This is a genomic window from Serratia sp. TSA_105.2 (genome assembly GCF_052692115.1).
Window position 1 is genome coordinate 1211677 of the sequence record NZ_JBQZFT010000001.1, and the last position, 13070, is coordinate 1224746.

The following is a 13070-nucleotide window of genomic DNA, read 5'->3' on the forward strand; positions in this document are numbered from 1 at the left end:
AACCGGCGCTCGAGGCGCCGGTTTTTTTATGCCTGCCAGGCCTGATGTTGCAAGACTACCCGGTAGCCGTCAGGATCTTCAAAGGTTTGCCCCGCCCGATCCCAATAGGGATTATAGGCGGTGACCGCCAGGAATCCCGCCGCCCGCATCCGCTCACACGCGGCTCGCCACTCGTTCTCATCCGGCAGATAAAACACCAGCAGATGATCCTGCGTCGGCGCCTGTCCAACCTGCACCCCGCGATGCTGCGTAAACTCCAGATGGTAGGCATGCTGCGGATGCCCGATCATCATGCCGTCAAACCCCTGATGATCGACAAACTCGCCCAGCCTTTCAAACCCCAACCCGCGGCAATACAGCGCGGCAATCTCTTGCAACCGATCGGTCGGGCGCGCAATGCGCAGCACCGCCTTGGCTATCGACATGTACGCCTCTGCCTCATGATAACGTCATACAACGCCATGCCCGCCAGCATCGCCAGCAGGAACGGCCATACCCGTTGTATCTCCGCCCCCGCCAACACCCAGGCCGGGCCAGGGCAAATGCCCGCAATGCCCCAACCGATGCCAAACAGCGCGCTGCCCACCAGCAAACGGCGATCCACACGCCCGGCGGCCGGGATCTGCAGCGGTTCCCCCAACAGGCTCCGCTGGCGTCGACGCGCCCACATGAAGGCCGGCGCCGCCACCGCGATCGCCCCAACCATCACCAACGCCAGCGAAGGATCCCACTGGCCGGTAATATCGAGAAACGCCAGTACTTTAGTCGGATTGGCCATGCCGGCGATAATTAACCCCAGACCGAAAATCACGCCGCTCAGCAGCGCCAACAGCGATTTAAACATTTTCACCCTCCCAACAGATGGCGCATCAGCCACACGGTCGTAAACCCCAGCAGCATAAACACCGCCGTGGCGGCCAACGATCGCGGCGCCAACCGCGCGACGCCGCACACGCCGTGCCCACTGGTGCAACCGCTGCCCAATCGGGTACCCACCCCCACCAACAGCCCTGCCATCGCCAGCCCGCCGCTGCCGGCCGCGATCTCACCGGACGGCAAAGCCGCAGCGACAGCATACAGCCAGGGGGAGAGCAGCAACCCGCCAATAAATGCGGCGCGCCAGCCCCGTTCTTGGCCGCCCGCGCTCAATAAGCCGCCGGTAATGCCGCTGATGCCGGCGATGCGGCCGTTGAACAGCAGCAGCAGCGCCACCGCGCCGCCGATAATGGCCCCGCCCGCCAGCGCGGAATAGGGCGTGAAGTGTTGCCAGTCAATGGTCATCGCGGCTCTCCGGCTGTGGGCAATACAGTTGATAGAGGGTATGGAGCAGCGTCAGCGCTTTGGCATCGGCCACCGCATAGTAAATCTGCTTGCCGGCGCGCCGGGTGGAGACCAACCCCTCCTCACGCAGCACGCCAAGCTGTTGGGACAATGTCGGCTGGCGGATATCCAACGCCTGCGCCAACTCGCTCACCGCCATTTCGCCCTGGCTGAGCCGGCACAGCAGCAGCAGCCGATCTTCGTTGCCCAGGGCGCGCAGCATCGCACCGGCCTGCGCCGCCGCCTTGCGCATCGCGTCAATATCCATTGCCTCTCCAACAGTTTATAAATTTATATAATATCATTTTATAAACTATTTATCTGCAGTGTGCCACAGGCTGGTGTGGAACAGCGCCGCATGGCATGCTGTCCTCCCCCTTTTGCCGCGCGGAGCCTGCTTACGATGCTGTTGTTTCACGACGTTCTGCCGCCCGATCAGCCTGTCCGGCCGTTAGCCAGGGATTATCACCACGGCGACAGCGAGCCGGACCACTACCATAATTGCGCGCAGCTGATTCACAGCCTGAGCGGCGTGGTGCAGGTCACGACCCGGCTCGGCAGTTGGGTGGTTCCGCCCGGCCGCGGCGTCTGGGTGCCGGCAAAAGTGGTGCACAGCCTGCGCATCACCGGCCTGGTAGCGGCCAGGACGCTGTTCGTCGATCCGCTGGCGCGTGCCGATCTGCCGGCCCAATGCCAGGTGGTACAGGTGTCGCCGCTGCTGCGCGAGTTGATTATTTGCGCGATGGAGATTGCGCCTGATTATCCAAGCGGCGGGCGCGATGAGCGCGTGATGGAACTGATCCTGGATGAGTTGAGAATGCTGCCGATTCTGCCACTGCACCTGCCGGAACCGCGCGAGGCCTCTCTGCTCGCCCTGTGCCGCCATATTCAGGCCACGCTGGCACAGCCCTGGACGCTGGAACAGGCGGCCGCTCATCTCAGCGTCAGCGGACGCACCCTGTCGCGGCGCTTCCAGCGAGAAACCAGCCTGCATTTTAGTGATTGGGTGCGGCGCGCCCGTTTGCTGGCGGCGTTGAACGCGCTGGCGACCGGCCGTTCGGTGTTGGAAGTGGCGCTGGATCTTGGCTATGACAGCCCCAGCGCGTTCAGCGCCATGTTTCGCCGAGTGCTGGGGGTCGCGCCCAGCGACTATTTCAGCCGGACCGGGCCGACGTTGACGCCAGATAGCGACCGGCGACGTTGAACAGCGCCTGCAGCGAAGCGCTGGCGGAGTCGACGTCAATGCCAACGCCGTAGCTCGCCTCTCCGTGAGGCAAGACGCAGCGAATGTAGGCCACCGCTCGGCTGTCGCTCTGATGCCCCAACGTGTGCTCGTGGTAATCCTCGATCGCCAGCGGCAAGCCGAAGCGCTGGCGCAGTGCATCCACCGCGCTGGAAAGCAGGCCGTTGCCGGCGCCCTGCAGGCGCAGTGGCTCTCCCTCGCAGGCAACTCGCGCGTTGAAGCTATAAGCCTCTACCCCGTGACTTTCCGTCTGGTAGCTTAACAGTTGCAAACGCGGCTGCTCCACCAGCCCATAGGTGTCGCGGAACAAGCGCCACAGCTGCGCGCCGCTCATTTCCTTGCCGCTGCCGTCGGTCGCCCGCTGTACCACCTGACTGAAATCGATCTGCAAGCCGCGCGGCAACGCCAGCCCATGATTCTGTTCCAACAGCCAGGCGGCGCCGCTTTTGCCGGACTGGCTGTTGACCCGGATCACCGCCTCATAGCTGCAGCCGACATCGGCGGGATCGAGCGGCAGGTAAGGCACCTGCCACCAGCCATCCTGTCGCTGCCGTTGTGCGGCGAAGCCTTTTTTGATCGCATCCTGATGCGAACCGGAGAAGGCGGTAAACACCAGCTCACCGGCATAAGGATGGCGAGGATGCACCGGCAGCTGATTGCACAGCTCCACCACCTCCACCACCTGCTTCAGGCGGCTGAAGTCCAGACCCGGCGCTACGCCCTGGGTATAGAGATTCAGCGCCAACGTAACCAGATCGACGTTGCCAGTGCGCTCTCCGTTGCCGAACAGGCAACCTTCGACCCGATCGGCGCCGGCCAACAGCGCCAGCTCCGCGCAGGCCACGCCGGTACCGCGATCGTTATGCGGGTGTACGCTGATCGCCACATCGGCGCGACGGCTGAAGTGACGGCAGAACCACTCGATCTGATCGGCATACACGTTGGGCGTACTCACCTCCACCGTCGCCGGCAGGTTGATGATCATCGGCCGCTGCGGCCCCGGTTGCCACACCTCCGCCACCGCTTCGCAGATCTCCAGCGCGAACTCTAATTCAGTAAAACAGAAGGTTTCCGGCGAATACTCAAAACACCAGGCGGTATCGGGCTGTGCCTCGCACTGCCGGCGGATGCGCCGCGCGCCGTTCACCGCCAGCGCCACGGTGGCGGCCTTATCCTGGCGGAACACGATGTCGCGAAACATCGGCGCCGTGGCGTTGTACAAATGCACGATAGCCCGCGGCGCCCCCAGCAGCGCCTCGAAGGTACGATCGATCAGATCGTCGCGCGACTGCGTCAGCACCTGAATCGTGACGTCGTGCGGGATCAGTTGCTCGTCGATCAGCGTGCGCACAAAATCGAAATCCGTTTGCGACGCCGAAGGGAAAGCCACTTCAATCTCTTTGAAACCGCACTGCAACAACAATTGATAGAATTCGCGCTTGCGCGCGTTATCCATCGGCTCCGCCAGCGCCTGGTTGCCGTCGCGCAGATCGCTAGAGCACCAGCGCGGCGCCTGCCGCAGGGTACGCGCAGGCCACTGGCGGTCCGGTAACGTCACCGGCGGGAACGGTCGGTATTTGCTTGAAGGGTCGATTAACATGGGCTTATCCTGGCGTCTGAGTGAACGATAGCGCCATTATTTCCCGCTATCGCCTCCTCTTCTCCCGCTTTGCGGACAATCGTCGTCGCAAAGCGGACAACAAAAAAATTTGCATCCTGCGCCAGTGAGACAACAATTAGCTTTGACGTTTTCACCCACGCGACGGCAGCACCGCCGGGCGCTTTACTCTCATCGTCAACGGAGGCAAACATGAGCCTGTATGCAACCCTGGAAGAAGCCATCGAGGCCGCACGCGAAGCGTTTATCGACACCGCCGAAGGCGGCAGCGGTGACGAACCGCCGGTGCCGCAGCAGTTCAATCTGCAAAAGTACGTGATGCAGGATGGCGACACGATGTGGCAGGCGGAGTTCTTCGAAGAAGAAGGTGAGGCGGTGGAATGCCTGCCGCTGCGCAGCGGTGCGGCGGCGCAGGCGATCTTCGACGGTGACTACGACGAGGTGGAAATTACCGCCGAGTGGATAGACGAAAACACCCTGTACGAATGGGAAGAAGGCGACTTTCAGCTCGAACCGCCGCTGGATACCGAAGAAGGCCAGGCCGCCGCCGATGAATGGGATGAGCGTTAACCCGCACCACGCTTTCATCGCCAAGGAGACAGCATGATCATTCGCCGGGCCCGCCCCACCGACTACCCTGCCATTTTGCAGCTGCAGGGGGAAAACGTGCCGGAAGCGCTCGACGAGCGCCAAAAACGGCAGGGATTTATCGTATCGCGCATGAATGAGGCACAGCTGACGGCGATCAACCGCGGCATCGGCATACTGGTGGCCGAACAGGAGAACCAACTGGCAGGGTTCGTTTGCCTGATGCCCGCCGACGTGCACCCGAGGCCGCCGGTGGTGGATGCGATGCTGGCGACGCTCGCCACGCAATCCTTCACCGGGCGGGCGCTGAGTGAACAGCGGGTGTTTCTCTACGGCCCGGTTTGCCTCGCCGCCGCCTGGCGCGGCAAAGGCGTGCTAAAGCGCCTTTACGCCGCGGTCAAAGCGCACACCTGCCATGACTACGACGTGGGCGCGCTGTTTATCGACGACGACAATCCGCATTCGTTGGCGGCTCACGTGCAAGGGTTGGGCATGACGGCGCTGGCGCCTTTCCATTGTGGGCAGAAAGGCTATCAGCTGGTGGTGTTCGCCACCCGCTGAGCAGGTTTATTCATAGGGGCCGTGCTGCGCATCGAACGGCAGCATAAAGGTGTCCACCACCATCGACAGCGGCACGTCTATCACCGTGACGTAGCGCCAGGGCGTATCGCGCAAATCCCACTGCACGCCGGGATAGTACTGGTGGCCATGCCCCGCACCGGGCACGGTGCGGCTGATGATGCTGCCGCAACCGGTTAGGACCATCACGCCGGCCGCCACGCAGGCCAGCCGAAGGTAGGAAGAGAGCTTCACGACATTGACTCTGAGCAAGGGGGTTGTTTCGTGAGTGAACAACGCATCGGCCGCAGTCTACCACAGTTCCCTTTCTCCACCCGCCCGGCGCACGTAAGCAAAAGGTAAAAAAAACGGGGAATGCGCCATGCGCATTCCCCGTCTGAGCGTTGCCGTTCAGCGATTAACGTCGGCCCGTTGGGTGTGCCAGCGGGTTGTGCGGCAACTGCTGATAGTGCTCACGCCAGGCGGCGCCTTCCGGCAACAGCCAGACGCGCTGGTGCAGACGAGCCAGCGTGACCGGATCGCTCAGCAGCTCCAGACGTTTACCCTTCACCAGCTTCTCCGGCCCCAGCTGCAGCGCTTCGTTCACCCGCTCCTCGCGGTTGCGATCGAGGGTAGCGCGCAGATGGTGACGCGCCGTCGCCAACGCCGTCGCCAGCGCGTTGAAGGACGGGTTGACCACCGCATGCATAAAGCCGTTGGTCAGCGCGCGGTTGCGGTTGAGATGCAGGTACTCTTCCGTCGCCAGCAACTCGCGCGGCGGGTTGTACTCTTCCGGGATCAGGAACAGCTTGGCGCGTTTGCTCTTCATGCCCAGCGTCGCGCGGCTCGACAGCACCGACACGAACGGCGACAGGATCAGCGAGAACACGATCGGTGCCAACCACCACAGGAAGCGCAGATCCAGCCACGCCATGCCGCCGGCCCACACCAGGCCCAGCAACATCTGCGAGCCATGGCGGCGGAACGCTTCGCCCCAAGGCGTATCGTCATCGTCACGCTGCGGCGAATTCCACACCACTTCCCAACCGAGGAAGGCGCTCACCACGAACACGGTATGGAACAGCATGCGCACCGGCGCCAGCAGCACCGAGAACAGCATTTCCATCAGCATCGAAATGAACAGACGGAACGCCCCGCCGTACTCTTTCGCGCCCTTGGCCCAGATCAGCACGATACTGAGCAACTTCGGCAGGAACAGCAGCACCAGCGTGGTGGAGAACAGCGCTATCGCCAGCTCGGGCCGCCACTGCGGCCAGACCGGGAACAGCTGCCGCGGCTGCAGGAAGTATTGCGGTTCCATCAGGGTGTGCACCACCTGCAATGCGGTGGATAGCGCCAGGAACATGAACCACAGCGGCGCCGACAGGTAGGACATGACGCCGGTCAGGAACACCGCGCGGTGCACCGGGTGCATGCCTTTCACCAGGAACAGGCGGAAGTTCATCAGGTTGCCGTGGCACCAGCGACGGTCGCGTTTCAGCTCGTCCAGCAGGTTTGGCGGCAGCTCTTCGTAACTGCCCGGCAGATCGTAAGCGATCCACACGCCCCAGCCGGCGCGGCGCATCAGCGCCGCTTCAACGAAGTCGTGCGACAAGATTGAACCGGCGAAGGAACCCTCGCCCGGCAGCGGCGCCAGCGCACAGTGCTCGATAAACGGCTTCACGCGGATGATGGCGTTATGGCCCCAGTAGTGCGATTCACCCAGCTGCCAGAAATGCAGGCCGGCGGTGAACAACGGCCCGTAAACGCGGGTGGCGAACTGCTGCACGCGCGCATACAGGGTATCCATGCCGGACGCCTTCGGCGCGGACTGGATGATGCCGGCGTTCGGGTTGGCTTCCATCAGACGCACCAGCCCGGTGAGGCATTCGCCGCTCATCACGCTGTCGGCGTCCAGGATCACCATGTAGCTGTACTCGCCGCCCCAACGACGGCAGAAGTCGTCGATGTTGCCGCTTTTGCGTTTTACGCGGCGACGGCGGCGGCGATAGAAGATGCGGCCGTGGCCGTCGACATCGCGGCACAGCTCCATCCACGCCTTTTGCTCCGCCACGCAGATGTCCGGATCGTAGCTGTCGCTCAGCACGTAGATATCGAAGTGCTCCAGCTGACCGGTGGCGGCGACGGACTCATAGGTCGCACGCAGGCCGGCGAACACGCGTTCGACGTCTTCGTTGCAGATCGGCATGATCAGCGCGGTGCGGTGTGCCGGGTTGATCGGCTCATCGCCCTTGATGGTGGAGGAAATACTGTATTTGTCTTTGCCGATCAGCAGCTGCAGGAAGCCCATCAGCGCGGTCCAGAAACCGGCCGAGACCCAGCAGAACAGCACGGCGAACAGGATCAGAATGCCGGTTTGCAGCACATACGGCAGCAGCTGCAGCACCGACTGCATCAGATCCTGATCCAGCATGGCGATAGGATCGATCAGCGCCCAGCCCTGATAAGGCAAGATGGTTTTCATGTACCAGGTTGCGATGCCGGTCTGCACCAGCATCAGCACCAGCAGCACATAGCGGCGCATGGAGCCGACAACGCGCCAGCGGTTCTCGGCCTCGGCCTCCTCTTTGGTGGCGTGCCGATTGTGCGGCGAACGCCCCAGCAGAGAATCCCAGAAGCGCGCCACCGGGTTGGTGCGCCAGGCTTCCGGGAACATGGTGGTTCGTTTGATCGGCGGCGTCGCCTTCAGAATGGCGCGCCCTTCGGCGTCGGTATCGAAGTCGTCATCGCTGACCGCATCCGGCCAGGCGTTTTCGATGCGCGGTTTGACCGAGGCCAGCGCCACGTCATCCGCCGACAGGCTATTGACGTTGGCGTCGGCGGCGCCCATCTGCCGATGGAGCGCCTCCAGTGCCTGAGCGTCATCCGCCGTTTGAGGGTTGAGCGCCTCCGACCGCTCGGCGGTCAGAGGCAGCGCCGCAAGATAATCCTGGGCGGGTTGAGTAGGCTTATTCATTGGCAGGTAGCTGATAGCTCCAGGTTTCCGACAGAGTCTTATCGCCATTGACCAGCGCCGCGCGCATTTCTACCGGCTTCTTGTCGTCTTTCACTTTCAGACGCACCGTCAGGCGCCAGCCTTTGGTCACTGGGTTATAGCGGACGTTGTTTTCTACCATTTCACCGTTGTCGCCGATGCTGATCTGAGAAGCGACCGGGGTATTGGCATCCAGCCCTTTAAGCACCGGACCGACGAAGTCGACCAGGAAGGCCACGCTGCCGTCTGGCTCGCGAATCAGGTTGGACTGCTTCACGTCACCGGTCGAACGCATGGTCCGCGCCACATAGGCGATGTCTTGCGAATGCAGTTTGTCTTCATCGCGGGTGAAGTTCAGACGGTAGCTCAGCGTCAGCGGCTTTTTGGCTTCCGGCAAGGTATCCGGCGTCCAGAACGCGACGATGTTGTCGTTGGTTTCATCCGCCGTCGGGATCTCCACCAGCTCGACCTTGCCTTTGCCCCAGTCGCCCTTCGGTTCGATCCAGGCGCTAGGACGCAGATCGTAACGATCGTCCAGATCTTCATATTCTTTGAAATTGCGACCGCGCTGTAGCAGACCGAAGCCTTTCGGATTCTCGACGGTATAGGTGCTGACGGACAGATGTTTAGGATTGTTCAACGGACGCCAGATCCACTCGCCGTTGCCGGCATGGATAGACAGACCGTTGGAATCGTGCAACGCCGGGCGATAGTTCAACGTCGGCGACGGCTGGTTCGGCCCGAACAGGTACATGCTGGTCAGCGGCGCCAGGCCCAGTTTGCCCACCTTGTCGCGCAGGAACACTTTCGACTCGACGTCCACGGTAGTGTCGCGGCCCGGGATCACCGTGAAACGGTAAGCGCCGGTGGCGCGCGGGGAATCCAGCAGCGCATAGATCACCAGATGCTTGTCGCCCTGCTTCGGACGCTCAACCCAGAATTCGCGGAAACGCGGGAACTCTTCGCCGGACGGCAAAGCGGTGTCGATAGCCAGGCCGCGAGCGGAAAGCCCGTAAACCTGCCCTTTACCCACTACGCGGAAATAGCTCGCGCCCAGCAGGCTCATGATCTCATCGTTTTTGTCGGCGCTGTTGATCGGGTAAAGCACCTTAAAACCGGCAAAGCCGAGGTTTTTCACCGATTCCGGGTCGTGTTTGACCGAACCGAAGTTGAAGTAATCCGGGCTGTACTTGATCTGTTTTACGCTGGTAGAGGTGACCTCGTTGATTTTCACCGGCGTGTCGAAGTACATCCCCTGATGATAAAACTCAAGCTTGAAAGGGGTTTTCAGCTTGCTCCAATAGGCTTTATCGTGATTGAACTGAATCTGCTGATAGTCTGCGAACTTCATCTCGCGGAACTGAGAAGGAAGGTTGCTCTTCGGGGCTTCGAAACCTTTCGCCGCCAGATCCTGCGCCTGCTTGGCCACATCATCAATAGAAAAGGCCCAAGCCGGCGAACTGAACAGCGTGAACAATACGGTAGCACCTAACCAACGAACGCTCGCGGCGCGTGGTTGTCCGGATAATATATTAACTAGCACATCCCCCCCTATTCGTGTGCTCAAATCATTTAAATCCATATTAATGGATTACTCAGCTTTCCGACAACATGATAAATGGATGGTTCATGTTTACGGCTCATTGTTTAAGCAGCTGATGGAACACCAGCGTAGCAAGCCGCGCAACAAGACGCTATGGAAAAATGCGGGGGGCTATAGTAGGGTTCCGGATAACAATTTAACGTTTGACGACTTATTAAGCGTGTTAATGAACTCTCGATTAAATCACCAGCGGTAATCTATGACTAAAGGCAGCAAACAGCGCGAGTTTTTTCTCGATTCGATCCGAGCCTATTTGATGTTGCTCGGGATTCCGTTTCACCTCACCCTGATTTATTCCAGCCATGCCTGGGCGGTGAACAGCGCGTCGCCCTCTTTCTCGCTCACGGTGCTGAACGACTTCATCCACGCTTTCCGCATGCAGGTGTTCTTCGTGATATCCGGCTACTTCTCCTACATGCTTTACGAGCGCTACGAGCGCCACCAGTGGCTGAAGGTCAGGCTGGAGCGGGTGGCGATCCCGCTGCTGAGCTCCATCCCGCTAATCACGGTGCCGCAGTTTTTCATGCTGAAATACTTCACCGATAAATTAAACGGCTGGGATGAATTTTCTCTCTATCAGAAAATAAATGTAACAGTTTGGGAATTGGTTTCTCATCTCTGGTTCTTATTGACACTGTCATTGTTAACCTGCGCCTGTTTTTATCTGTTCCGCAAAATCAAGCGTCAACCCCGTGAGCCTATTCCGGCGTTAATAAACCGAATGCACGGATTAGGAAACATCTCACTGTGTTTCTTTATTTATGCGGTATGCTATTCGGCCGCGCACCGCATTATTTTAATTTTCGCCCCGCAGCTATTATCCAACGGCCTGTTCAATTTCGTGGTGATGGAGACGATGTTCTACCTGCCGTTCTTCATCCTCGGCGCCTATGCGTTTAAGTACGTGTGGCTTAAGGAGATTTTTCTGCGCCGCTCACCGCTGGCGCTGCTCGGTTCGCTGCTGCTGTTTATCGCATATATGCTGAATCAAAAGCTGTTGGCGCACAGCAGCTATATGTTCGAGGTAGAAGTGGTGATCAAAACCCTAATGGGGATCCTGATGACCAACGTCGTGTTCTCTTTCGGGCATAACTTGCTGAATTATCACTCGCCGCGCATCACCTATCTGGTCAACGCCTCGCTGTTTATATATCTGGTGCACCATCCGTTGACCCTGATATATGGCGCTTTCGTGACGCCTTATATCGGCAACAACCTGTTGGGATTCTTGCTGGGCCTGCTGTTTGTGTTCTCGCTGGCCTTCGCGCTATATGAACTGCACAAGCGTATTCCGGTGCTGCGCTTCCTGTTCTCCGGCAAGCCGCGCTAAGTTCCCGACTCAATTTTTGGGTGATGATTTATCGCCCAAAAATCAACCACATCAATGATACAGTGCTTTATCACTTTTCCAACAGCGGCAGAGCCCTGAGCATTTTCCTAATATTAATCCTAATCCCCCCGACGCATTGCAAAACGACAACTGCCTGTTACGCTCATTATTCATACTTATAAATTAGTTGCGTCACTTTCTGGGCAAGGTACTCATATGAGAGAAGCATGGGTCGATTATGCGAAGGGGATCGGCATTATTCTCGTGGTTTTTGGCCACGTCAACCGGGGTCTATACAGCGCTGGCATTCAGCTCTCGGGGTCGTACTACCAACTGACAGACAGTATTATCTACAGTTTTCATATGCCGCTGTTTTTCTTCCTCTCAGGTTTGTTCTTTACGCAATCTTTGGACAAAAAGGGAAAAACACGCTTTGTGATCAGTAAGATAGACACCATCGTTTACCCCTATGTCATCTGGTCACTACTGCAAGGCATGGTGGAAGTGCTGTTGTCGCGCTATACCAATAACCCTTCCAACCTGGGTGATGTCCTGTCGCTGTTTACGCATCCGCGCGCGCAGTTTTGGTTTCTGTATGCTTTGTTCATGGTCTTTCTTTTGGCCACTTTGCTGTATAAAAAAGAAACATACCGTTATCTCCTGCCGGTATTGATCGTTATCAGCGCGGGGCTGTATCTCTACCAAGACAGCCTCACCAAAGCCTTCCATTTTGATTACATCACCCGGTTCTTCATCTTCTTCTTGCTCGGTGCTTTGGCCATTCGCTACGCTTCCTTCATCGCCAATCTGGGGTTCGGTTCCCTTTTGGCCTCTCTGGCCGCGTTTATCGCGCTGCAGTGGGGATTCCACGGCTATGCCGGCTTGCTGTATACCGATGCCGGAAGTTTCTCCCTGTTACTGGCGGTAGAAGCCATCTTCTTTATCGTCTGCCTGTCGGTCTTACTGGCCAAAACGGAACTCTTGTGGCTACGCCGGCTCGGTGAATTGAGCATGGTCATCTATTTGATGCATATCCTCGCGGCCAGCGGTTTACGCATTGTACTGACCAAGTTTATGCATATCAGCCATTGGCCAACACAAGCGATCGCCGGCACGCTATTCGGGCTAATCGCCCCTGTTATCGCCTATATGCTGATACAACGCCTCCATCTCAATTTCCTGTTGGAGCGTCCCCGCTTCAATAACCGTCTGCGAAAAGAAAAAATCTCCTGAAGGCGGTTCCACCGCCTTCACATTTTCTCCCCGACGCTATACTTGATGGCGCTACCTATCGGTTGCGCCATCTCTCTCTTGCCATGCAGAGCACACATTGCTCAGCCTGGCGTCGCCCGTTAGGGCAAAGTGATACGGCTGCATAGATAACCTAGCCGTTATAACTGCAATGCATAAGTAGAAATCCGGATCCCTGCCTTACGGTAGTGATTGGGCTCAACACCCCCGAAGGGCTGCGCGATCGTTGAATTTATTCGATGGCGTTAGCTGCATCTCCCTTCCGTCACGACAGAGAGGATTTTGAATGACCGATAAGCACACCCCGGCTCAGGAAGCCATAGCGGAAAACGCCACCCTGCTGAAGATCCTCGGCAGGTTGCTGTCCGCACTGGACGCCTCAATCAGCGGCAAAGAACGCAGTGTTTTGGTCGCTGAGCTCTCCAACATCAATCTCGACGGCATTTCCGAAACGGAAAGCAAGTTGGCCAGCGAGCTGATCAAACGGGCACTGGAATCGCTCGACCACTAACCCTACCGCGTCTGCAAACCATTAAGCCTGCCTGCGCGGGCTTAATGGTTTTT

At 58.8% G+C, this 13070-nt stretch carries 14 protein-coding genes; 6 read left to right on the forward strand and 8 right to left on the reverse strand.

What is annotated here, in order from left to right; translation table 11 throughout:
- Window positions 1-26: 26 nt before the first annotated feature.
- From ACUTSC_RS05705 to ACUTSC_RS05720, 4 genes are read right to left on the reverse strand one after another with little or no spacing between them, the layout of a single operon-like run.
- Window positions 27-425 carry a VOC family protein gene (locus ACUTSC_RS05705; RefSeq protein WP_197768668.1) on the reverse strand — a complete coding sequence of 133 codons (399 nt, stop codon included), beginning with the start codon at window positions 423-425 and terminating at the stop codon, window positions 27-29.
- Window positions 416-844 (reverse strand): YeeE/YedE family protein, encoded by a 429-nt coding sequence (locus ACUTSC_RS05710; RefSeq protein WP_197768667.1) that lies wholly within the window; start codon window positions 842-844, stop codon window positions 416-418. The genes ACUTSC_RS05705 and ACUTSC_RS05710 overlap by 10 nt, the downstream gene beginning before the upstream one ends.
- A gap of 2 nt (window positions 845-846) precedes the next feature.
- Window positions 847-1281 carry a YeeE/YedE family protein gene (locus ACUTSC_RS05715; protein WP_197773455.1) on the reverse strand — a complete coding sequence of 145 codons (435 nt, stop codon included), beginning with the start codon at window positions 1279-1281 and terminating at the stop codon, window positions 847-849.
- Entirely contained in the window at window positions 1271-1588 is a 318-nt protein-coding gene (locus tag ACUTSC_RS05720) for a metalloregulator ArsR/SmtB family transcription factor (RefSeq protein WP_197768665.1), read from the reverse strand. Before ACUTSC_RS05720 ends, ACUTSC_RS05715 begins: the two co-directional genes overlap by 11 nt.
- Window positions 1589-1723: 135 nt before the next feature.
- On the opposite strand from ACUTSC_RS05720, the gene ACUTSC_RS05725 reads away from it, so the two are divergent.
- Complete coding sequence (locus ACUTSC_RS05725; protein ID WP_197768664.1) at window positions 1724-2524, forward strand: helix-turn-helix domain-containing protein; 801 nt, start codon at window positions 1724-1726, stop codon at window positions 2522-2524.
- Here ACUTSC_RS05725 and leuA read toward each other — a convergent pair.
- Window positions 2475-4163: a 2-isopropylmalate synthase gene (gene leuA, locus ACUTSC_RS05730; RefSeq protein ID WP_197768663.1), complete on the reverse strand. Its 1689-nt coding sequence runs from the start codon at window positions 4161-4163 to the stop codon at window positions 2475-2477. The genes ACUTSC_RS05725 and leuA overlap by 50 nt on opposite strands.
- Before the next feature lie 210 nt (window positions 4164-4373).
- Here leuA and ACUTSC_RS05735 point away from each other — a divergent pair, with 210 nt between their 5' ends.
- Together ACUTSC_RS05735 and ACUTSC_RS05740 are read left to right on the forward strand one after the other, a co-directional pair.
- Window positions 4374-4751: a MysB family protein gene (locus tag ACUTSC_RS05735; RefSeq protein ID WP_197768662.1), complete on the forward strand. Its 378-nt coding sequence runs from the start codon at window positions 4374-4376 to the stop codon at window positions 4749-4751.
- 33 nt (window positions 4752-4784) lie between these two features.
- Window positions 4785-5330: a GNAT family N-acetyltransferase gene (locus ACUTSC_RS05740; RefSeq protein ID WP_197768661.1), complete on the forward strand. Its 546-nt coding sequence runs from the start codon at window positions 4785-4787 to the stop codon at window positions 5328-5330.
- Between the two features lie 6 nt (window positions 5331-5336).
- Here the strand turns inward: ACUTSC_RS05740 and ACUTSC_RS05745 are convergent, their stop codons facing one another.
- The 3 genes from ACUTSC_RS05745 to mdoG form a co-directional block, all read right to left on the reverse strand.
- Window positions 5337-5534: a YceK/YidQ family lipoprotein gene (locus ACUTSC_RS05745; protein WP_046688460.1), complete on the reverse strand. Its 198-nt coding sequence runs from the start codon at window positions 5532-5534 to the stop codon at window positions 5337-5339.
- A gap of 211 nt (window positions 5535-5745) precedes the next feature.
- Window positions 5746-8304: a glucans biosynthesis glucosyltransferase MdoH gene (gene mdoH, locus ACUTSC_RS05750; protein ID WP_063989502.1), complete on the reverse strand. Its 2559-nt coding sequence runs from the start codon at window positions 8302-8304 to the stop codon at window positions 5746-5748.
- On the reverse strand, window positions 8297-9865 hold the full coding sequence (gene mdoG / locus ACUTSC_RS05755; RefSeq protein WP_025302384.1) for a glucans biosynthesis protein MdoG: 1569 nt from the start codon (window positions 9863-9865) through the stop codon (window positions 8297-8299). The genes mdoH and mdoG overlap by 8 nt, the downstream gene beginning before the upstream one ends.
- A gap of 259 nt (window positions 9866-10124) precedes the next feature.
- Between mdoG and mdoC the strand changes: the two genes are divergently transcribed.
- From mdoC to ACUTSC_RS05770, 3 genes are all read left to right on the forward strand, one after another.
- Window positions 10125-11255, forward strand: a complete 1131-nt coding sequence (gene mdoC / locus ACUTSC_RS05760; protein ID WP_445653169.1) for a glucans biosynthesis protein MdoC — start codon at window positions 10125-10127, stop codon at window positions 11253-11255.
- Window positions 11256-11471: 216 nt separating this feature from the next.
- Window positions 11472-12488 carry an acyltransferase family protein gene (locus ACUTSC_RS05765; RefSeq protein WP_445653170.1) on the forward strand — a complete coding sequence of 339 codons (1017 nt, stop codon included), beginning with the start codon at window positions 11472-11474 and terminating at the stop codon, window positions 12486-12488.
- 304 nt (window positions 12489-12792) lie between these two features.
- Window positions 12793-13017, forward strand: coding sequence for a hypothetical protein (locus tag ACUTSC_RS05770; protein WP_197768658.1), 225 nt, complete (start codon window positions 12793-12795; stop codon window positions 13015-13017).
- Window positions 13018-13070: the final 53 nt, after the last annotated feature.

What these genes read in the sequence shown, in the direction of transcription:
- ACUTSC_RS05715 (WP_197773455.1), bottom strand. Translation starts at nt 1,281, where the DNA reads ATGACCATTGACTGGCAACACTTCACGCCCTATTCCGCGCTGGCGGGC.
- leuA (WP_197768663.1), bottom strand. Translation starts at nt 4,163, where the DNA reads ATGTTAATCGACCCTTCAAGCAAATACCGACCGTTCCCGCCGGTGACG.
- ACUTSC_RS05745 (WP_046688460.1), bottom strand. Translation starts at nt 5,534, where the DNA reads ATGGTCCTAACCGGTTGCGGCAGCATCATCAGCCGCACCGTGCCCGGT.
- mdoC (WP_445653169.1), top strand. Translation starts at nt 10,125, where the DNA reads ATGACTAAAGGCAGCAAACAGCGCGAGTTTTTTCTCGATTCGATCCGA.
- mdoH (WP_063989502.1), bottom strand. Translation starts at nt 8,304, where the DNA reads ATGAATAAGCCTACTCAACCCGCCCAGGATTATCTTGCGGCGCTGCCT.
- ACUTSC_RS05740 (WP_197768661.1), top strand. Translation starts at nt 4,785, where the DNA reads ATGATCATTCGCCGGGCCCGCCCCACCGACTACCCTGCCATTTTGCAG.
- ACUTSC_RS05705 (WP_197768668.1), bottom strand. Translation starts at nt 425, where the DNA reads ATGTCGATAGCCAAGGCGGTGCTGCGCATTGCGCGCCCGACCGATCGG.
- ACUTSC_RS05725 (WP_197768664.1), top strand. Translation starts at nt 1,724, where the DNA reads ATGCTGTTGTTTCACGACGTTCTGCCGCCCGATCAGCCTGTCCGGCCG.
- ACUTSC_RS05765 (WP_445653170.1), top strand. Translation starts at nt 11,472, where the DNA reads ATGAGAGAAGCATGGGTCGATTATGCGAAGGGGATCGGCATTATTCTC.
- ACUTSC_RS05770 (WP_197768658.1), top strand. Translation starts at nt 12,793, where the DNA reads ATGACCGATAAGCACACCCCGGCTCAGGAAGCCATAGCGGAAAACGCC.
- ACUTSC_RS05720 (WP_197768665.1), bottom strand. Translation starts at nt 1,588, where the DNA reads ATGGATATTGACGCGATGCGCAAGGCGGCGGCGCAGGCCGGTGCGATG.
- ACUTSC_RS05735 (WP_197768662.1), top strand. Translation starts at nt 4,374, where the DNA reads ATGAGCCTGTATGCAACCCTGGAAGAAGCCATCGAGGCCGCACGCGAA.
- ACUTSC_RS05710 (WP_197768667.1), bottom strand. Translation starts at nt 844, where the DNA reads ATGTTTAAATCGCTGTTGGCGCTGCTGAGCGGCGTGATTTTCGGTCTG.